At 55.4% G+C, this 16,955-nt stretch carries 17 protein-coding genes and 1 pseudogene; 13 read left to right on the top strand and 5 right to left on the bottom strand.

The features are described 5' to 3' along the window. Window positions 1-60 precede the first annotated feature (60 nt). The 4 genes and pseudogenes from IE099_RS04120 to IE099_RS04135 form a co-directional block, all read right to left on the bottom strand. On the bottom strand, window positions 61-1,062 hold the full coding sequence (locus IE099_RS04120) for a L,D-transpeptidase family protein (RefSeq protein ID WP_189567622.1): 1,002 nt from the start codon (window positions 1,060-1,062) through the stop codon (window positions 61-63). A gap of 130 nt (window positions 1,063-1,192) precedes the next feature. Next, complete coding sequence (hflX, locus tag IE099_RS04125) at window positions 1,193-2,494, bottom strand: GTPase HflX (protein ID WP_189567623.1); 1,302 nt, start codon at window positions 2,492-2,494, stop codon at window positions 1,193-1,195. A 35-nt stretch (window positions 2,495-2,529) separates the two neighbouring features. Beyond that, window positions 2,530-2,901 (bottom strand): annotated as a pseudogene (locus tag IE099_RS04130) (thioredoxin family protein); the annotation flags it as partial. Between the two features lie 15 nt (window positions 2,902-2,916). After that, complete coding sequence (locus tag IE099_RS04135) at window positions 2,917-3,180, bottom strand: hypothetical protein (RefSeq protein ID WP_194598366.1); 264 nt, start codon at window positions 3,178-3,180, stop codon at window positions 2,917-2,919. A gap of 140 nt (window positions 3,181-3,320) precedes the next feature. Here IE099_RS04135 and IE099_RS04140 point away from each other — a divergent pair, with 140 nt between their 5' ends. The 3 genes from IE099_RS04140 to IE099_RS04150 all read left to right on the top strand — a co-directional run bounded on the left by IE099_RS04140 (window position 3,321) and on the right by IE099_RS04150 (window position 7,528). Then, entirely contained in the window at window positions 3,321-4,952 is a 1,632-nt protein-coding gene (locus tag IE099_RS04140) for a divalent metal cation transporter (RefSeq protein WP_189567626.1), read from the top strand. 192 nt (window positions 4,953-5,144) lie between these two features. Further along, entirely contained in the window at window positions 5,145-6,806 is a 1,662-nt protein-coding gene (locus IE099_RS04145) for an SMP-30/gluconolactonase/LRE family protein (protein ID WP_189567628.1), read from the top strand. Between the two features lie 230 nt (window positions 6,807-7,036). Next, a complete protein-coding gene (locus IE099_RS04150; protein WP_189567630.1) occupies window positions 7,037-7,528 on the top strand; it encodes a type I restriction-modification system subunit M N-terminal domain-containing protein in 492 nt (163 codons plus the stop codon). Between the two features lie 273 nt (window positions 7,529-7,801). Here IE099_RS04150 and IE099_RS21060 read toward each other — a convergent pair whose 3' ends face one another. Continuing rightward, window positions 7,802-8,074, bottom strand: coding sequence for a DUF2188 domain-containing protein (locus IE099_RS21060; protein ID WP_345778121.1), 273 nt, complete (start codon window positions 8,072-8,074; stop codon window positions 7,802-7,804). A gap of 253 nt (window positions 8,075-8,327) precedes the next feature. Here IE099_RS21060 and IE099_RS04160 point away from each other — a divergent pair, with 253 nt between their 5' ends. The 10 genes from IE099_RS04160 to IE099_RS04205 all read left to right on the top strand — a co-directional run bounded on the left by IE099_RS04160 (window position 8,328) and on the right by IE099_RS04205 (window position 16,936). Further along, window positions 8,328-8,615: a type II toxin-antitoxin system HigB family toxin gene (locus IE099_RS04160; protein ID WP_189567633.1), complete on the top strand. Its 288-nt coding sequence runs from the start codon at window positions 8,328-8,330 to the stop codon at window positions 8,613-8,615. A gap of 15 nt (window positions 8,616-8,630) precedes the next feature. Further along, entirely contained in the window at window positions 8,631-9,809 is a 1,179-nt protein-coding gene (locus IE099_RS04165; RefSeq protein ID WP_189567635.1) for an ImmA/IrrE family metallo-endopeptidase, read from the top strand. Between the two features lie 471 nt (window positions 9,810-10,280). Next, window positions 10,281-11,363 (top strand): Fic family protein, encoded by a 1,083-nt coding sequence (locus IE099_RS04170; RefSeq protein WP_189567637.1) that lies wholly within the window; start codon window positions 10,281-10,283, stop codon window positions 11,361-11,363. Window positions 11,364-11,473: 110 nt separating this feature from the next. Next, window positions 11,474-11,827 carry a type I restriction endonuclease subunit R, EcoR124 family gene (locus IE099_RS04175; protein ID WP_268244899.1) on the top strand — a complete coding sequence of 118 codons (354 nt, stop codon included), beginning with the start codon at window positions 11,474-11,476 and terminating at the stop codon, window positions 11,825-11,827. 127 nt (window positions 11,828-11,954) lie between these two features. Next, a complete protein-coding gene (locus tag IE099_RS04180; protein WP_189567641.1) occupies window positions 11,955-12,746 on the top strand; it encodes a 3-keto-disaccharide hydrolase in 792 nt (263 codons plus the stop codon). Between the two features lie 217 nt (window positions 12,747-12,963). After that, window positions 12,964-13,329, top strand: a complete 366-nt coding sequence (locus IE099_RS04185; protein WP_189567643.1) for a hypothetical protein — start codon at window positions 12,964-12,966, stop codon at window positions 13,327-13,329. Between the two features lie 23 nt (window positions 13,330-13,352). Beyond that, entirely contained in the window at window positions 13,353-14,132 is a 780-nt protein-coding gene (locus tag IE099_RS04190) for an alpha/beta fold hydrolase (protein WP_189567645.1), read from the top strand. 21 nt (window positions 14,133-14,153) lie between these two features. Then, the gene (locus tag IE099_RS04195) at window positions 14,154-15,614 is read left to right on the top strand and encodes a sulfatase family protein (RefSeq protein ID WP_229809380.1); all 1,461 of its coding nucleotides are present in this window, start codon (window positions 14,154-14,156) and stop codon (window positions 15,612-15,614) included. A gap of 28 nt (window positions 15,615-15,642) precedes the next feature. Beyond that, window positions 15,643-16,512 carry a sugar phosphate isomerase/epimerase family protein gene (locus IE099_RS04200; protein WP_189567650.1) on the top strand — a complete coding sequence of 290 codons (870 nt, stop codon included), beginning with the start codon at window positions 15,643-15,645 and terminating at the stop codon, window positions 16,510-16,512. A 52-nt stretch (window positions 16,513-16,564) separates the two neighbouring features. Beyond that, complete coding sequence (locus IE099_RS04205; protein WP_189567652.1) at window positions 16,565-16,936, top strand: VOC family protein; 372 nt, start codon at window positions 16,565-16,567, stop codon at window positions 16,934-16,936. Window positions 16,937-16,955 lie beyond the last annotated feature (19 nt).

Genomic DNA, 16,955 nt, shown 5'->3' on the forward strand with positions numbered 1-16,955 from the left:
CTAACAGACCTGGGTCGAAAAAGAGTTGGGCACCGAAAAGTGATGCGCGCCACGCGACCCCTACTTGACGATCACAGTCGCGCCGGGACGAATGACTTGGGGAATCCGAACCGCATCCCAGTTGGCCAGGCGATAGCAACCCGAGCTCTGCGACCGGCCAATGGTGCGTGGACTATCAGTTCCGTGAATTCCGATGCCGCTCTTGCTCAACCCGGCCCACAGCACCCCAACGGGATTGTTAGGACCTCCCGGGATGTTGAGAGCTTCCTTACCGCGCTTTCCTTCTTTCAAAAGCTGCTTGTCGTAGCGCCAGGTCGGCCACTCGATTGCATTGCGGAGGGTCCAAGTCCCACGGTGGATATATCTTTCCTGACCCGGCGTGGTCGGGAAGCTGGCCACAAGTCGATACTTGGTCTCCCCACTGGAGATCGCCTCTCCGTTGCTCGCCACTGAAGTGTCAATCGGCTCATAAATCTGTATCTGCTTTTCCTTGGTATCGATAATGACCTGACGTTTCGACAGTTCACTATTCTTACCACTATGCATACGACCCGGCTTGATATCTTCGATCTTGAAAGGCTCAACATTCGGCACCACCAAGGTTTTACCTGGGAGAACACCCCATGTTTTTTTACGCCCATTCAACTCATAAAGAACATCTTCTGAAGTATGATATCGTTCGGCCATGAACTCGAAGTATGAACGATAACTCAACGCACTGACCTTGGCCTGCTCCTCACGCTTGGTGGGTAACTTGGCATTGACGAACCGTTTGGCATCACGAGGCACGGTCGCGGTCACATAGGTGGCGGAAACCAGAGCGTCGGCCTCCAGCTGGATCGCCACCAAGTCATCCTCCGCCCGCCCCATGGAACGGTTGTACGCGGCAACCGCTCGCTTGGTGAAGGTGCCGGGCTTTCCATCGATGAAGCCCGGCCCAAACATTTTTTGATCCAAGAGGATCTGGACCCGGACAGCTGCATCGCGTTCTTCACCGAGGGTCTGGTCCGTCGCAGAGACCAATTGAGTGAGCAGAAGAAGGGGTATCAGAAAAGTTTTCATGAGGAGGGAAAAGTCGGTAGGGAGACACTAGCAATTTATTTAAGAAACACAAAACATTCTAAAAAATTTCGCTCTGCCCTCAGAATTACTGCGGGCAGTGTGCCAAGTCACTGATAACTGTGTGACGTTCTCAACCGGCCTTTTCTTCCAGAAATTCTTTTAATCTTCCATCTAATGTTGGGGATACCACCGCAGTGACGATGACATCGTTGCCCTCAAAGTCCGTATTGATGACTTTTCCTTCATTATGCAACAGATTGACCATATCTCCGCGACTTTGTGGAACACGATAGATTCGTCTTCTCACCCGGTCGGCCAGTTGGCCCTCCGCAGCCTTGATCAACTCCTCCATCCCGAATCCCGTTCGAGCTGATATCTCAATGGCATCGGGGAAGCTTTCCCGCAGGCGAGTCAGTTCCGCCCCCACTCCCAGACGATCCACTTTATTAAGTACGGTCAGAGCCGGTTTGTCCCCCGCTCCCAATTCCTCGAGTACTCCTAAAGTCGTGCGGTAAAAGACCTCCACCGCCGGGTCGCTGGCATCCAGAACATGAATGAGAAAGTCGGCAAGCACAGCTTCCTCCAGCGTCGACTTGAACGCTTCCACCAGGCGGTGGGGCAAGTTGCGCACGAAACCAACAGTATCTGTTAGAAGAAGAGGTTGGCCTCCGGGCAGCTCGATGCGACGGGTCGTGGGATCCAGGGTCGCAAAGAGTTGGTCCGCTTCGTAAACTTCCGAACCCGAGAGCTTGTTGAGCAAAGTAGACTTTCCCGCATTGGTATATCCCACAATGGCAGAAGAAGCGACATCGTAGCGATCGCGATCCTTGCGGCGAGTGGCCCGCTGACGACGGACGATCTCCAGGTCTTTCTTGATCTGGGTAATCTTGTTTCGGGCGAGACGGCGATCGATCTCAATCTGCTGCTCTCCCATTCCTCGCGAAGCTCCGCCGCCGCCTCCGCCCCCCCCGCCTCCTTCGCGGTCGAGGTGTCCCCACATCTTCGCCATTCGTGGCAGGGCATATTCCATCCGGGCCAGCTGCACCTGCAACTGGGCCTCCTTGGTGGAAGCCCGCTTGGCAAAGATATCGAGGATGACTTCCTCACGGTCGATCACCGTGATGCCCGCCTTCCCTTCCCAATTCCGTTGCTGGGATGGCGACAGACCATTGTCCACAATCAGGCAGTCGCAGTTTTTCTCCCGCGCCAGTTCCACCACCTCATCCGATTTGCCCGTGCCACAGATGAAGGCCTTGTGCTGGGCGCGAACTCGAATGAGCTCCATCCCGACGACCCCAATCCCTAGAGTATCGACGAGCTCTTCCAATTCTAACAGCAGGGCCCGAGCCTCTGCTTCTTCATCACTCTTAAAGTAGAAACCGACCAACAGCGCCCGTTCCACTTGGTCGGGCTTTTCGCGAACCTCAAACATTGTTGCCAGTAGCTAACACCGGATCGCCCGCAGTATCAAGGGGCAGGAATCCGCTGAATCCCCGGTGGCAGACCGTCATTCTGCACCGCTGGTCGAATCGCCGGCACCACCGGAGCGGCTACGGGCGCTTCCTGCCCCTCTTCTGGAAGATTGGAGCTCGGTTCACTCGGAGCTGTTTCCACCGGCCGCACGGATGACAGGTAGTTCGTCACCATATTCTTCAAGACCTTCTCGCTGCAGCTGCCCACGAATTTTCCTATCTGTTTTCCGTTATGAAAGATCCGGGTATCGGGAATGCTTCTCACTCCATATTCCTGTCCCATCTGCGGATTTTTACCGAGATCGACCTTGGCGTATTGGACCCCGGGCTGGCCCTGACTTGCGAGTTTCCCCATCACGGAGGAAAGCTTTCTGCAGGGTGGTCAAGTATCAGAATAGAACTCCACTACCGAGATCCGATCACCCGCCGCGATGAACGATAGCATCGTAGAGGGAGTGATGGTCGAGAAACGCTTCACCACCGGCAAACCATCCACTCCGGCCAATGACTCGGAATCCGGTAGAGCGGGAGCGGCCATCTCTTCGCCCGCACTTGCGAACTCGCTCAGACTCTTTTTGATCTGCTTGCAACCGAAACCAGACACCACAGCGAGTGTCAGAATGGTCAACTTGAAAGCTCCGCTCATTCATCCGCCATACAATCATTTTAAAAAATACTCAAGACATCTTTACTAACCCTCCTTCATCCGAGATCGGAAAATCTTAATCTGTTCATTCCTGTAAAATCCGTTCAAAAACGTGGGTAACACGTTCTCACAAAAAAACCATGCCCGACCAACACGACCGCGAACTCCAAATTATTGAATCCGTAGCCGATGCCCCTCCTTTGAAAAAGTTTGGGGCCTATGCCAAGCTCTCCGGCCCCGGCTGGCTCCAAGGAGCCATCACCTTGGGTGGCGGCTCTCTAGCCGGCGCCCTCTACATGGGCATCATCTCCGGATACGGCCTGATGTGGCTGCAGCCTCTCGCCATGATCTGCGGCATCATCATGCTGTCGGCAATTGCCTACGTAACCTTGGCGACTGAGCAAAAGCCTTTCCAACAGATCAACCGCAACCTTTCCCCCCTCCTCGGCTACTCTTGGATTTTTGCCACCATCCTGGCCAACATCGTCTGGTGTATGCCCCAGTTCGCATTGGCGACCGGAGCGATTCAGCAGAACCTCTTTTCCGCATCTGTCCCCAAGGGGCTCATCGTAGCGGTCCTTCTCGGTATCGGTCTTTACGTCAACTTTCTATACGAGGCGGGAGCCAAGGGCATCAAGGTCTTCGACAATATTATCAAGGTCATGGTCGCAATCATCGTTCTCTCTTTCTTCCTGGTGGTCGTCACCTTGAGTAAGAACGGTGCCCTGCCCTGGGGTGAAATCCTCTCGGGCTACCTCCCCGACTTCTCTCTGCTCAATCGCCCCGCTTCCGTCTTCACCGGGCTTATTGAACAGTCCTCCAATTCGACCTGGTGGAACGAGCGCATCATCGGTGAGCAAAAGGACCGCATCTTCACCGCCTTCGGCACTGCTGTTGGCATTAACATGACCTGGCTCCTTCCCTACACTCTGCTCAAGAAGCGCTGGGGAGCCAAGCATCGCGGACTTTCCATTGTCGACCTGTCGATTGGCTTGTTCATTCCCTTCTTCCTGGCGACTTCTTGCGTGGTCATCGCCGCCGCCTCGCAGTTCCATGGCAAAGTGGATGACGTGCTACTCGCCGATGGAACCCCTCGTCCCGAAATGGTCGAAGTGGTTGAAAAGACCCTCAAAGGCCTCGAGTCCCCCACCCAAGTGGACACCGAATTGGCCGCAATGCTCGTCAGCCGCGACTCCTTCGCCCTCGCGACGACTCTCGAACCTCTGGCTGGCGAAGCCGTTTCCCAAAAGATCTTCGGCGTCGGGGTTCTCGGAATGGCAGTCTCCACCATCATTATTCTCATGCTGATGAACGGCATTGCTTTCCGCGAACTCCTCGCCAAGCAAACTGCCGCGGCCGGGGCCAAAGGCGGAAGCCTCATCGCGCAGAAGTGGCCATACTTCCTCGGTTGCCTCATCGCTGGTGGCGCGGGTTCCCTCGGACCATTCGTCTGGGGTGGAGCGGCACCTTACCTCGCCGTCCCCACTTCCGTTATTGGCGGAGCGCTCATCCCCATTGCCTACTTCACCTTCCTACTTCTGATGAATTCCAAGAAGGTCCTCGGTGACAAGCGCCCTGAAGGCAAAGCGCGCATCATCTGGAACACCCTGATGATCACCGCCACCACCATCGCCACCTTCGGTTCCATCTGGGCCATTCATGGCAAAAAGCTCGGCAGCTTCCCCGCCGGGATGCTGGGAGTAGCTTTCCTCGTTATCCTTTTTGTGGTTGGCCTCTTCTCCTTCCTCAAACACGAGAAGGAAGCCAGTTAGATCTTTGGCAAAGACTCTTTTCGGCTCAACCGATCCCCTCTCACCCGCCCTCTCACCAGGGCGGGTTTTTCTCTTTTTAGGATTCATGATTCTTCATCGCAAAAGTTGGCCTCGATACCGGGCTACAAACAAAAAATGCCAGAGCGACTTTTGCTTGTAGGTTCAAGGAAGCCGATGACGTAAAACTCGTTTATGCGCAGCCTCAGTATCCTATTCCTACTCATCACCCCACTCTTGGCAGCTGGAAAGGTCACCAAACACTCCTTCACCGACTCCCACATTTTTCCCGGCACCCAACGCGACTATTGGGTTTACGTTCCCGAACAATACGACGCCACCCAAGCCGCTTGCCTGATGGTTTTTCAAGACGGTCACGCCTACGTCAATCCCAAGGGACAGGACCGTGTGCCCGAGCGCTTTGACGAGCTCATCTCGGCTGGCGAGATGCCCGTCACCATCGGACTCTTCATCAATCCCGGGGTCGTTTCCGCCGCCATCGAAGGCGGAAAGCCCCGCAAGAATCGCTGCTTCGAATACGACTCCATGACCGACCGCTACGCCCGCTTTCTCATCGAGGAAATGATTCCTCTGTTAGAGAGTGAACACGGACTGAAGGTTTCCTCCTATCCCGACGACCGCGCCATCGCCGGGGCCTCCTCGGGAGCAATCTGCGCCTTCACCGCGGCATGGCAAAGACCGGACGCCTTTCGCCGCGTCTTCTCTGCCATTGGCACCTATGTCGATATCCGCAGTGGCGGCGACTACCCTACCCTCATTCGCAAAACCGAACCCAAGCCCTTGCGCATCTTTCTGGAAGACGGCTCCAACGACCTCGACAATGCCTACGGCAACTGGTTCCTCGCCAATCAGACCATGCTCAGCGCCTTGCAATGGTCCGGCTACGAGGTCAGCCACCAGTGGGGCGAAGAGGGGCACAATCACAAGCACTCCGGCGCCATCCTACCCGATGCCCTGCGCTGGCTCTGGAAAGACCACGGCCAAACCCCAGTCACAACCCACGTCGCCAACTCGCAATCCCCGGCCAAGAACTGGCTGATTGAGGGCGAGGAATGGGAGCGCATCACCACCGGACACCAATTCGCGGAAGGCATGCAAGTCACTCCGGATGGCACCCTCTACTTCACCGATGTCCCCGACTCGGAGCTCTATCAAATCACCCCCGATGGCACCCAGACCCTTCTCTCCGACGACACCGGCCGCGCCAACGGGCTGGCTCTTTCCCCCGATGGAAAGACCCTCTACCTCGCCTCCTCCGGCGCGCAGGAAATCCGTAGCTACGAGATTTCTAGTAGAAAGTGGGACGTGGTCGCGAGCGGCACGGGCTCCAACGACCTCGTGGTCACCAAACACGGGCATCTCTACTACACCGACCCTGGCAACAACAAGGTCTGGCACGTCAACCTCACCACCGGCAAGCGCCAACCCGCCGACCCCCACTTCCAACGCCCCAACGGCATCGGGCTCAGCCCCGACCACAGCCGGCTCTACGTCGCCCACTTCACCGGCAACATGATCTACAACTACACCATCAATCCCGACGGCTCGGTCAAGGACAAGCAGCCCTACTTCCACGCCCACCTTCCCTACGACATGACCGAAGGCCGCCTCGACGGAATGGCGAGTGCTGCTTCCGGCGAACTGCTCTGCGGCACCGAATTCGGGATCCAAATCTTCGACGACGAAGGCCGTAGCAAGTTCATCATCCCCCGCCCCCATCCCGGGGATCGCCGCACCAATTACCTCACCTTCGGCGGCCCCAACCGCCAAACCCTCTACCTCGCCACCGCCGACCACATCTACAAACGCCAGGTCAAACTCCAGGGAGCGCCTTGAGGCCTAACCCCTGAAGCCAGCAGCCCCAATTCGCCCGGCGCAGCTCTTTGGAACCCCAGAGGGGCGGCCTAACATGCGCGATCACCCTGAGGCTCCAGGCCGACAGGGGCGAAACCGGTCCGCCTGTCCCTCCAGACTCACTCCCGAATCGACATTACTCCTTCGATTCCTCACCCTGCGGTAGCGAACCTAAGGGCTCATTGGCCCCATTCGCAAACACCTTTTCACTCATGTCTGAAGACCACAAGAAGAACCTCCAGTCCCGCCTCCGGGACATTGCCAACACCCTGCGGGGAAAGATGGGGGCCGATGAATTCCGCGACTACATCCTCGGCTTCATCTTCTACAAATACCTCTCCGAGCGCATGAACCTCTTCGCCGACGAGATCCTCCAGAACGACGGCCTCACCTTCGACCAAATCGACGAGAACACCGCCGAGGGACAGGCCATGCTCACCGCCATTCAGGAAGAATCCATTGGCCGCCTCGGCTACTTCCTCAAGCCCACCGAACTCTTCCACAAGCTGGCGGAAAAAGGCGCGCGCATGGAGAGCAACTTTCAAAGTATTAGGCTCTTCAAAATCCCAAAGCCCTCCCTCGCCGAACAAACCAAAATCGCCGACTTCCTCACAGCCCTCGACCGCAAAATCGAAACCGTCGCCACCCAAATCACCGAGACCCAAACCTTCAAACGCGGCCTCCTCCAGCAAATGTTCGTATAACGAAAAAAGGGCCATCGGATTTCTCCGACGGCCCTGCTTGCAGCCTTTTTGTTTACGAAAGCCGCTTCCGATCCTGCTGAATAAGATCGTCAGGGCCTTCTACCGTGACTTTCGAGCGACCATCGCATTTGACTTTGAGTTGTCTGCTCAGAGTCGAGCCAAGCTTCTTGCGGACTCCCTCCTCGGCGGAGCTGAGAATTTCCTTTTGAAGGTCTTTCTCAAACCGCCTCATATCCGAGCGAGAGGAGATGTTATAGTTCTTTCTCATCTTGATTAACCAGGGCTCGTAGTTGGGTCATTCCCGTGACTGTCTCGGTCGCGAATGCGACCATCAGGACGATGAATGAAGAGTTCGCCTTTACCAGCGCGAGAGGCTTGCCGACCTCCTTTGATAGCATCAGCTTGCGTAGGGGCGATGCCTGAGACACGTGATGATCCCTCACGTCTCCAGGCCCAGTCTTCTCCATGCTTAACAACATGGACGTTTTTCTTATTTGGCATAATCCTAGGATTAAACCCAGCTTCATCCTTGACGCGCCTGACCATCACGGCCAATAAAAGTGCAGTCCACTCAGACTAACTCTCGGAACGTTCCCGCTGAAGCTGGAATATTTTCGGGAAAAAAGGGCAGGTGTTACAAGCACCTGTCCTTTTTCTTGGATGGGAATCATCCAAAAGGATCGAAGCCGCTCGCACAAGAGTTAATTTCACAATCTCTGCCCAACGTCAGAAAAAGTTCCCAAATGTGGAACATTTTTGTTTCTTATTGAGATTTCCAAGAATAGACTAGTCTCATCCCATGGAGGTCCTCGCAGCGGATAAAATCGAGAAGTTCATCCGTAAGCATGCCAATGCCCGGACCTCTCTTGGTGCTTGGCTTGCGATGGCCAAAGGAGCCGACTGGAAAAGCCCGCAGGATGTGAAAGACACCATTCGCTCGGCGGACATCCTCTCGGGAAACCGCATCGTATTTAATATTGGAGGCAACAACTACCGCTTGGTCGTCTTGGCACGCTACCGCAATGGAATCCTACTCATTCAAAAAATAGGAACTCACGCCGAGTACGACCGATGGAAACTCGACTAACGAACCCACAACACAATGAAAATCATCAAGACCACCAAAGAACACGAGGAAGCCAAGCGCGAATTGGAAGCGCTGATGGTGAGCGACCCTCCTGAGGGGTCTGAGGAGGATGAAAAAATTCAACTCTTGGCCCTCCTCATCGCAGATTATGAAAAGCGCACGGTCACCCTTCCTGAGGTTTCACCCGCAGAGGTGATTCGCTACGTAATGGAGGATCGAGGCCTCAAGCAACAGGACTTGGTGCCTTACATTGGCTCCAAGGCGCGAGTGTCGGAAATCCTGTCCGGCAAACGTGAGCTGACGCTCAAGATGATTCGAGCTCTTCACCACGAGTTTAAGATTCCTCTCAATGTTCTTTTCCAAGAACAGAAAGAATTGCCTGAAGAAATCGATGTTGCGAGCTTCCCATTCAACGAAATGCACAAGGCAGGCTACTTTCCCGAAGTGTGTGGAAAGAAGGTCACGGAGATCAAGGAGCGAGCGGAAGAGCTTCTCCACACCTTTTTCCGAGGCCGAGAGAAGGAGCTGTTCCTAGCTTTTAATAGACAAGGAAAAGGGAAAACTAACATCGATCAGTTTGCCGTTCAGGCATGGCGCTGTCGAGTATTGGACCATGCAAAGACAATGAAGCGTGGAGCTTACAGCCGTGAAAATCTCAATGAGGCGCTGTTCTCTCAATTGACTGCTCTTAGCGCGATGGACTCGGGTCCTTTGCTTGTTCGTGATCGTCTGATTGCGGCAGGGGTAGCGGTCGTGATTGAGCCGCACTTGACCAAGACACGTTTGGATGGAGCAGCTCTTTGGCATCCCGACGGATTTCCAGTCATTGGCCTTTCTCTCCGCCACAATCGGCTCGACAACTTTTGGTTCACCCTCTTCCACGAACTCGGCCATGTCCGCAGACATCTAGATTCGAACCCTCAAGGATTTGTCGATACCGACATCGATTCTGCATCTGAGAAAAAGATCGAACAAGAGGCAGACACCTTTGCTCTCAATCAGTTCATCACTCCTGAAGACTGGGAAGAAGTCAGGCATCTAACTACCGCCAAAGAGATTCGCAAAGCTGCCAATCAATTGGCGATTCATCCCGCGATTTTGGCGGGACGACTAAGAAGGGAGGCTCAGGATTACAGTAAACACCGCACCCTTATCGGACAGGGAGAAGTCAAAGCTCAGTTTGGACTTCAATGAGCCTTGTAGGTCTGGTTTGGACAGCTGCAGCTTGAACAAGCTGGCGTTGTCAGACGAATCAGAAATCTTTGAACTTAGTTCTACTATGAATGATTCCCCGAAGGACATTTCGGGAGCTAAAGTCGTCTAGAGCTCGGCTAACGATTGTTTAGACGTCTAATTCTAGCTCATTGAATACAAGACACTTGCCCATAACGGGCGCCTGTTTTAGACGTCTAAACACGTCTAAAGTTAGCCCCTCTAGCTCAGAGCGAGGATGGTCTGACTGCCGGTGACTCGTCCAGTTAGTGAGTCCTTGGCTCAAGGTTGACCAATTGCCATCGATCAGACCTTGAGGCGCAGCCTCTCATGTAAACATTCCCTTAAAATCTTTCCACCTCGACCTAAAAGGGATAAGAAAATACAACTTTCTTTACACATGGTCTGCCATACGGAAAGAAAGTCCTTATTTTTTTTACTCCTCCACAGCCTATGGCCAGCCTGTCTCCACTTCCCCTTCCTGAGTTCGCCGAGCTCAATTCGGGCGAGATCTGGCAGGCCTTACTCACCGCCCATCGGGATTTGGCAGAATTGAAAGGACTCTGCGCGGCGCTGCCAAATCCGCAAATTCTGGCCGAGACGCTCTCGATCCAAGAAGCGAAAGACAGTTCGGAAATCGAGAACATCATCACCACTCACGATGAGCTCTATGCCTCCCAAGTGGACTCTGCCGTCGGGATAGCGGCGAAGGAAGTGCAGCACTATCTCTCGGGGCTCAAAGTGGGCTATTCTCGAGTGAAGGAAAGCGGCTTGATTCGGCTCGAAACCATTCTGGCGGTGCAGGCCGAGGTGGAGCAAAACCGCGCGGGCCTGCACAAAGTTCCCGGCACCGTGCTATGCAATGCCGTGAGCGGAGAAACCATCTTCGAGCCTCCCCAGGACGGAACCGAAGTGGCTGCCCTGATGGGCAACCTCATCGACTTCATTCACGCAGATGATTCTCTCGATCCACTCCTCCGCATGGCCATCGTTCATCATCAGTTCCAGAGCATCCATCCCTTCTACGATGGCAACGGCCGCACCGGTCGGATTCTCAACATTCTCATTCTCGTCCGCGAGGGCCTCCTTGACTTGCCCATTCTCTACCTCAGTCGCTACATCAACGAGACCAAGTCCGACTACTACCGGCTCCTCCAAACGGTGCGCGAAGAAAACCGTTGGGAAGAATGGTGCGTCTATCTGCTCACCGGCATCTCCCGCGCCGCCCGCAGTGAAGTCACCCTCATCACAGAGCTGCGTAACCTCATGCAGGAGACGAAGACCAAGATTCGCGAAGCCTTTCCCAAAATCTACAGTCAGGACCTGCTCAATAACCTCTTCCGCTATCCCTATACCAAGATCGAATTCATCGAAAAGGAGCTGGGAGTCTCCCGCCCCACTGCGACCAAGTATCTCGGCCTCCTGACCGAAGCGGGCTTTCTCCATAAACAAAAGATCGGGCGCACCAACTTCTTCATCAACCGCCCACTCTTTCTCCTCCTCACCACCATCAAACTGCCCCCGCATCGAGCATGAGCACTCAATCCGAACAAGTCCTTGAAGACAACCTCGTCGCCCAACTGATCGGACAGGGATACGAGCGGGCCTCGGTGACGGATTAGGCTAGGTTGGGCAGTTTGAAGTTCGTGAAGATTTTTCGCAAGTTAATGAGATTGCGAAACATCTTGGAATCGTTTTCCGAGTTCGAAGACGATGACCCTCCCCTCCCCGCCCAGCGCTTTGCCGAATATCGTAGCACCTATCTTGACCTTTACGACAAGGTCAAGACCGACAACCAGACGGAGAAGGCCTCCATTCTGGAAAACATTGATTTCGAGCGAGGGCTGATTCACCGCGATGACAAGGCTCTCATCGACCCGGACATTGTAAACATCATCGACCATCCCGTTGGAATTCTAGAGCGCAGTCCGACGAGGAAACGACTCACCCAGAAGATTGTAGACTTTGTGGAAACCTTTATCCGGGGAATTGCGGCGTAGGCCCGATTGTCAGAAGCGGGGCCCATCGCGAATGAAGCCTCCCCCAACTTAACATTTTTCGGCGCAAATTTTCCTCGCGACGATGCTTTGCAAGATTTTCTGCGGCGCTAGGGTAGCAGTTGCACTGATGAAAAATACGCTCCGTTCTCTCCTTGTTGTTGGTCTCTTTTCCGCCCTGCCGTCCTTTGCGGAGGAGGAAGGTTTCGTGCCTTTGTTCGATGGCAAAACTCTCAACGGCTGGACTTCGGCCCGGGTTTTGGCTGGGGAGGAATCAGCCTTTTCAGTCAATGAAGAGGAAAAGGCGATTCATGTTTATGCCGGTCGCGAGGCAGGCTCGAAGCAGGAAACCGATTGCCTCAATACCGAGAAGGAATACAGCCACTTCATCCTGAAGATGGAATACAAGTGGTTGGACAAGCGTTTCGCGCCTCGCGAGGAATATGATCGCGATGCGGGCTTGCTCTTTCATGTCCATGGCGACTTGAAGAAAATTTGGCCGCTGTGCCTGGAGATGCAGATTGGCGAATCCCCCGGTGACAAGAAGCACGGCAAGGGAGCGGAAGGACGCTTCCACACCGGCGACCTCTTTGTACTGGGCAAAGATCTGCGCGTCGACACCAAGCGGAAGGATGGCTACTACCATCCCGAGGGCGAGGTGAAGAACGGCAAATCCTACCCAACCAACTTGGGAGTCGAGAAGCCGAAGGGCGAGTGGAACGAGATGGAAATCCGCGTCCATGGCTCGGAGAAGGCAACCTTCATCTTCAATGGCGTCGTGGTGCACGAGATCTCGAACTTCACCCAAAAGAACGCGGACGGCGAAACCGTTCCCCTCGAGAAAGGCCGCATCGGAATCCAGGCCGAGTGGGCGGAACTGATGTATCGCAACATCCGCATTAAAGAACTGACAGCGGAGTAAGGATTTGCTCCGACCTCTGGAGGAGTCCGGGACGAATCCAGAGGCAACAGACAGTTGTCGAACAAGAATCACCAAGTGCCGCGAATGTCTGGGGAGCCTCCCCGAATGTTCGCGGCACTTTTGATAAAACCTATCAGCCAACGGAACCCAAGAAGTTCGCAGAGGGGCGAATTGAGATCGTCAGACGGAAGCAAAAGAGGCAACTTAGCAGGCGGCCATGTTCGACCAATTCCTCGACCTTTACTTCTCCTATATCCACTCGGCTGTCTATGCGCTGGCTCAGGTCATTGGCATCTATGCCAGTATCCTACTCCTCAGAAAAACCCGAAACGCTGGCCCGCTTCTCCTTCTGGCCTGTTGCATCGGCAAGATGGGAATCAGTCTGCTGTATGTCGCAATCAGTTACTTTGAAAAAAATTACTACATCGACTACGAAGACATTCAGCTGATCTGGTTGGGACTCAGTGCCATTGATTTGGTCACCACCATCTTCCTGTTAGTCGGAGTCGTTCTGATTGCGAAAGACTTTCGGGCCCTCATCGATCAGCAAAAATTCTCGCAGGACCTCCCGAAAGTCCCTTAGGGTCCCTCCGTCCTAACCACTCTATGCCACTCGCTCACTCTCTCATTGGAAACACCGACAAGCCCCCTCTCATCTTTCTACACGGTCTCGGGGCGTCCAGCCAACAGATCACTTCCGCGCTGACTGGCCTGCCCGAGCACTACCTGATCGCTCCCGACCTACCCGGACATGGCGGGTCCCTGGACTATGATCCGGAGAAGTTTTCCTTCGACTATTTCGCCGACCTCGTCATTGAACTGTTAGATTCTTTGGGGATCGAATCAACGGACATGGGCGGCCTTTCCATGGGGTCAGGAATCGCGCTGAACATTGCCCTGCGCTATCCCGAGCGAGTGAAGAAAATCGTGGTCCTGCGTCCCTCTTGGCTGGATGAAGTCGAGCCGCCGCACCTCAGTCTCGTGGCCCGGGTGGGTCAGTGGCTGCAGGAATCCGGAGAAGAAAAGGCGACCATGAATCTGGCCCTTCATCCCGACTATCAGGAAATGGTGGAGTCCAACGTTCCGGTGGCGGAGTCCGTGACCGCGCTGTTGGATCGCCGCAAGGATGCCGCCAGCACGCAGGTGTTATTCAAGATGTGGCAGAGTCGCCCCTTCAGCTCGCTCGACGAACTTTCCAAGGTTCAAAACCCCGTGCTGGTTCTCGACACCACTCGCGACGAACTCCATCCCCAGACCACCGCGCACGCCATCGCGAGCGCGCTTCCAAACTGCCAGATTCACACTTTGCCTCCCCGCTATCATGAGGCTCCGGCCTATCAGACGTCCTTGAACGGGTACGTCCGGGAGTTTTTGACACAAGCTTAGGGCCCCTCGCGTATGGTCAGCATGCGTCCTCTTTTGACCCTACTGCTGCTCACCGCCGAACTCATTGCGGAGAATCGCCCAAACATTTTGTTCTGCATGGCCGACGACTGGGGTTGGCCGCATGCGGGCGCCTATGGTGACGAAGGCGTAGCCACGCCGAACTTCGATCGACTGGCTCGCGAGGGAGTGCTCTTTCATCACGTCTACACCACCAGCCCCTCGTGCACGCCCAGTCGCAATGGAGTGATCACGGGAAAATATCATTGGCAGCTCGGTCCCGGCGCGAACCTCTGGTCCACCCTCCCCGTGGAGCACGAGAGCTTCCTTCACCTCCTTGCCGATGCGGGCTACGCCATCGGACAAAACCCGCCGAAGACCTGGGGGCCGGGTCGAATTCAGGACTGGAAGGCGCATCACGGCACCGACCCCGCGGGTCCGACCTACAAGAACTTCAAACAGTTTCTCGCGCAGAAAGAGGCAGTCGAACAACCCTTCTGCTTCTGGCTCGCGACCAGCGATCCCCATCGCGGTTATGTGAAAGGGTCTGGAAAAAAAGCGGGCATCGACCCCGCCAAGGCCCACCTCTTCAAACACTTTCCCGATAGCGAAGTGATCCGCAATGACGTCGCCGATTATTACTTCGAGGTGCAGCGCTGGGACAGCTTGGTCGGAGAGGCCATTGCCGAACTGGAAGAGCGCGGCCTGTTAGAAAACACCATCATCGTGATGACGGGCGATCACGGGATGCCCTTTCCCCGCGGAAAAGGAAATCTCTATGACTCGGGAGTGCGGGTCCCCTTTGCGGTGCGCTGGGGAGCCCGGGTCCAGGGCAGGCGCTCGCTGGAGGACTTCGTCTCCTTCATCGACATTGCCCCCACTCTGTTAGAGGCCACCGGAACCGAGATTCCGGACAATCTTTCCGGAAAGAGCTTTGCCAAATTGCTGATGAAAGAGGAGTCCGGCCGCCTCGATCCCGAAGGCCGACCCGACATCATCTTTGGGCGCGAGCGTCATGTGCCCGCCCAGGAAAAACCCAACATGGGAGGCTACCCCGCCCGCGCTTTGCGCACTCCCGATTACCTCTACATTCGCAACTATCAGCCCGAGCTGTGGCCCATGGGAACGGGAGATAGCGAGCTCACAAATATTCCCGGCCAGTGGTATGCCGACTGTGACGGAGGCCCCAGCAAGAAGGACATCATCGAGAATCGCGACCTGAACGAGCAGTATCGTCGCGCCTACAATCTGTGCTTTGCCAAGCGTCCAGCGGAGGAACTCTACGACCTGCAAAAGGACCCCGACCAAATCCACAACATCGCGGGCACCGATGAGGCGGAAGCCATCCTGAAAAAGCTGCGCCTCCGCTTGCAGGAGCGTCTCGTAGCGGGAAAAGATCCTCGTGCGACCGACCCCGATTACACCGGCTTCGACGGTCATCCCTACTACGGAGGGGGCGGCGGAAAGAAGAACAGAAAGAAGTAAAGCATCCACTCCGATCTCACAAGAAACCATGAAACTCCTCATCCCTTCCCTCGTTGCTCTTCTGAGCCTTTCCTCCCTCGCGGCAGAACCCATTCGTCTCGGCGTCATGGAGACCGCCTTTGGCCAACGCTGCATGGTGGAAAGCATCGCCCTCACCAAGGAAGCGGGCTTTGCCGGGGTGCAACTTCACACCGGCAAACTGGAGAAAGATGGCACCCTCACCATTTCTAACAAAGACCTGCAAAAGCAATTTCTCTCCGCGGCCCAAGAGCATGAGGTGGAGATCATCTCGCTCTGTGCAGGCAGCATGAACCGTCTGGTGATTTGGAAAGAAGGCAAGGACCGCGAAAACGGATTGACTATCATGAAGGAGTCCATCGAGGCCTGCGAGGCACTCGGTTGCAAGATCCTGCTCTACCCCTTCTTCGGCCCTTCCAACTTTCAAGACGATGATGCTAAACTTGCGGGAGTGGCGGAGTTCACGAAAGAGATCCTCCCCATCGCGGAAAAGCACGGCGTCACCCTCGGAATCGAATCCCCCATCACCTATCAACGGGTGAATGAACTCTTCGCACGCCTGGGCAATCCGCCGAACCTAAAAATGTATTACGACACCGGCAACATGATGCGGGCCGGCGAAGACGTCTACGCCACCATCAAAGCCCTCGGAGAGGGAGCGATTTGCGAGCTTCATCTCAAGCCCGAGGGCAACATCCACTTTGGCAAAGGAAAGACCGACCTCCCCAAGCTCGCGCAGGCCTTGGATACAGTCGGCTACGATCAGTGGATGCTCTTCGAAGCCCGTGGCGGCGTGGTCAACGGGGATCCCGCGCTGGCCATTGCCAATCGCGAGGGCATGGAACGTTTGGTCAAACTGCGGAAGCAGAAAGCCGACTAGAAGAAAGCCGACTAGACGCCCGGCCCCGCCTTGTGGTAGCTAGTGAATTGCTATGAAAGTCAACGAAATCGCCTTCTCCTGCTATCCCGTCACCGACATGGCGCGGGCCCGTGAATTCTACGAAGGAGTCCTGGGCCTCAAGGTCACCATGGACCACGAGATGGAGGGCGGCCATTGGGTGGAGTTCGACATCGGCGAAGGCACCCTGGCCATCGGAGTCGCCCCCGGCATGAACCCGAGTCCGGACGGTTGCAGCGTCGCGCTAGAGGTCGATGACTTCGACACCGCCGTGGCCGAGCTCAAGGCCGCGAATATCGAATTCAACTTTGGCCCCATGGAAACACCCGTCTGTCACATGGCCTTCGTGCGCGATCCCGACGGCAACTCCATCGGCATCCACAAGCGCAAGCCAGGACACGGTTGAGCGAAACATGCCCAACTGG

The organism is Roseibacillus persicicus (assembly GCF_014651675.1).
In the GTDB taxonomy this organism is placed as follows: Bacteria; Verrucomicrobiota; Verrucomicrobiia; order Verrucomicrobiales; family Akkermansiaceae; genus Roseibacillus; species Roseibacillus persicicus.

What these genes read in the sequence shown, in the direction of transcription:
- IE099_RS04120 (WP_189567622.1), bottom strand. Translation starts at nt 1,062, where the DNA reads ATGAAAACTTTTCTGATACCCCTTCTTCTGCTCACTCAATTGGTCTCT.
- hflX (WP_189567623.1), bottom strand. Translation starts at nt 2,494, where the DNA reads ATGTTTGAGGTTCGCGAAAAGCCCGACCAAGTGGAACGGGCGCTGTTG.
- IE099_RS04135 (WP_194598366.1), bottom strand. Translation starts at nt 3,180, where the DNA reads ATGAGCGGAGCTTTCAAGTTGACCATTCTGACACTCGCTGTGGTGTCT.
- IE099_RS04140 (WP_189567626.1), top strand. Translation starts at nt 3,321, where the DNA reads ATGCCCGACCAACACGACCGCGAACTCCAAATTATTGAATCCGTAGCC.
- IE099_RS04145 (WP_189567628.1), top strand. Translation starts at nt 5,145, where the DNA reads ATGCGCAGCCTCAGTATCCTATTCCTACTCATCACCCCACTCTTGGCA.
- IE099_RS04150 (WP_189567630.1), top strand. Translation starts at nt 7,037, where the DNA reads ATGTCTGAAGACCACAAGAAGAACCTCCAGTCCCGCCTCCGGGACATT.
- IE099_RS21060 (WP_345778121.1), bottom strand. Translation starts at nt 8,074, where the DNA reads ATGGTCAGGCGCGTCAAGGATGAAGCTGGGTTTAATCCTAGGATTATG.
- IE099_RS04160 (WP_189567633.1), top strand. Translation starts at nt 8,328, where the DNA reads ATGGAGGTCCTCGCAGCGGATAAAATCGAGAAGTTCATCCGTAAGCAT.
- IE099_RS04165 (WP_189567635.1), top strand. Translation starts at nt 8,631, where the DNA reads ATGAAAATCATCAAGACCACCAAAGAACACGAGGAAGCCAAGCGCGAA.
- IE099_RS04170 (WP_189567637.1), top strand. Translation starts at nt 10,281, where the DNA reads ATGGCCAGCCTGTCTCCACTTCCCCTTCCTGAGTTCGCCGAGCTCAAT.
- IE099_RS04180 (WP_189567641.1), top strand. Translation starts at nt 11,955, where the DNA reads ATGAAAAATACGCTCCGTTCTCTCCTTGTTGTTGGTCTCTTTTCCGCC.
- IE099_RS04185 (WP_189567643.1), top strand. Translation starts at nt 12,964, where the DNA reads ATGTTCGACCAATTCCTCGACCTTTACTTCTCCTATATCCACTCGGCT.
- IE099_RS04190 (WP_189567645.1), top strand. Translation starts at nt 13,353, where the DNA reads ATGCCACTCGCTCACTCTCTCATTGGAAACACCGACAAGCCCCCTCTC.
- IE099_RS04195 (WP_229809380.1), top strand. Translation starts at nt 14,154, where the DNA reads ATGCGTCCTCTTTTGACCCTACTGCTGCTCACCGCCGAACTCATTGCG.
- IE099_RS04200 (WP_189567650.1), top strand. Translation starts at nt 15,643, where the DNA reads ATGAAACTCCTCATCCCTTCCCTCGTTGCTCTTCTGAGCCTTTCCTCC.
- IE099_RS04205 (WP_189567652.1), top strand. Translation starts at nt 16,565, where the DNA reads ATGAAAGTCAACGAAATCGCCTTCTCCTGCTATCCCGTCACCGACATG.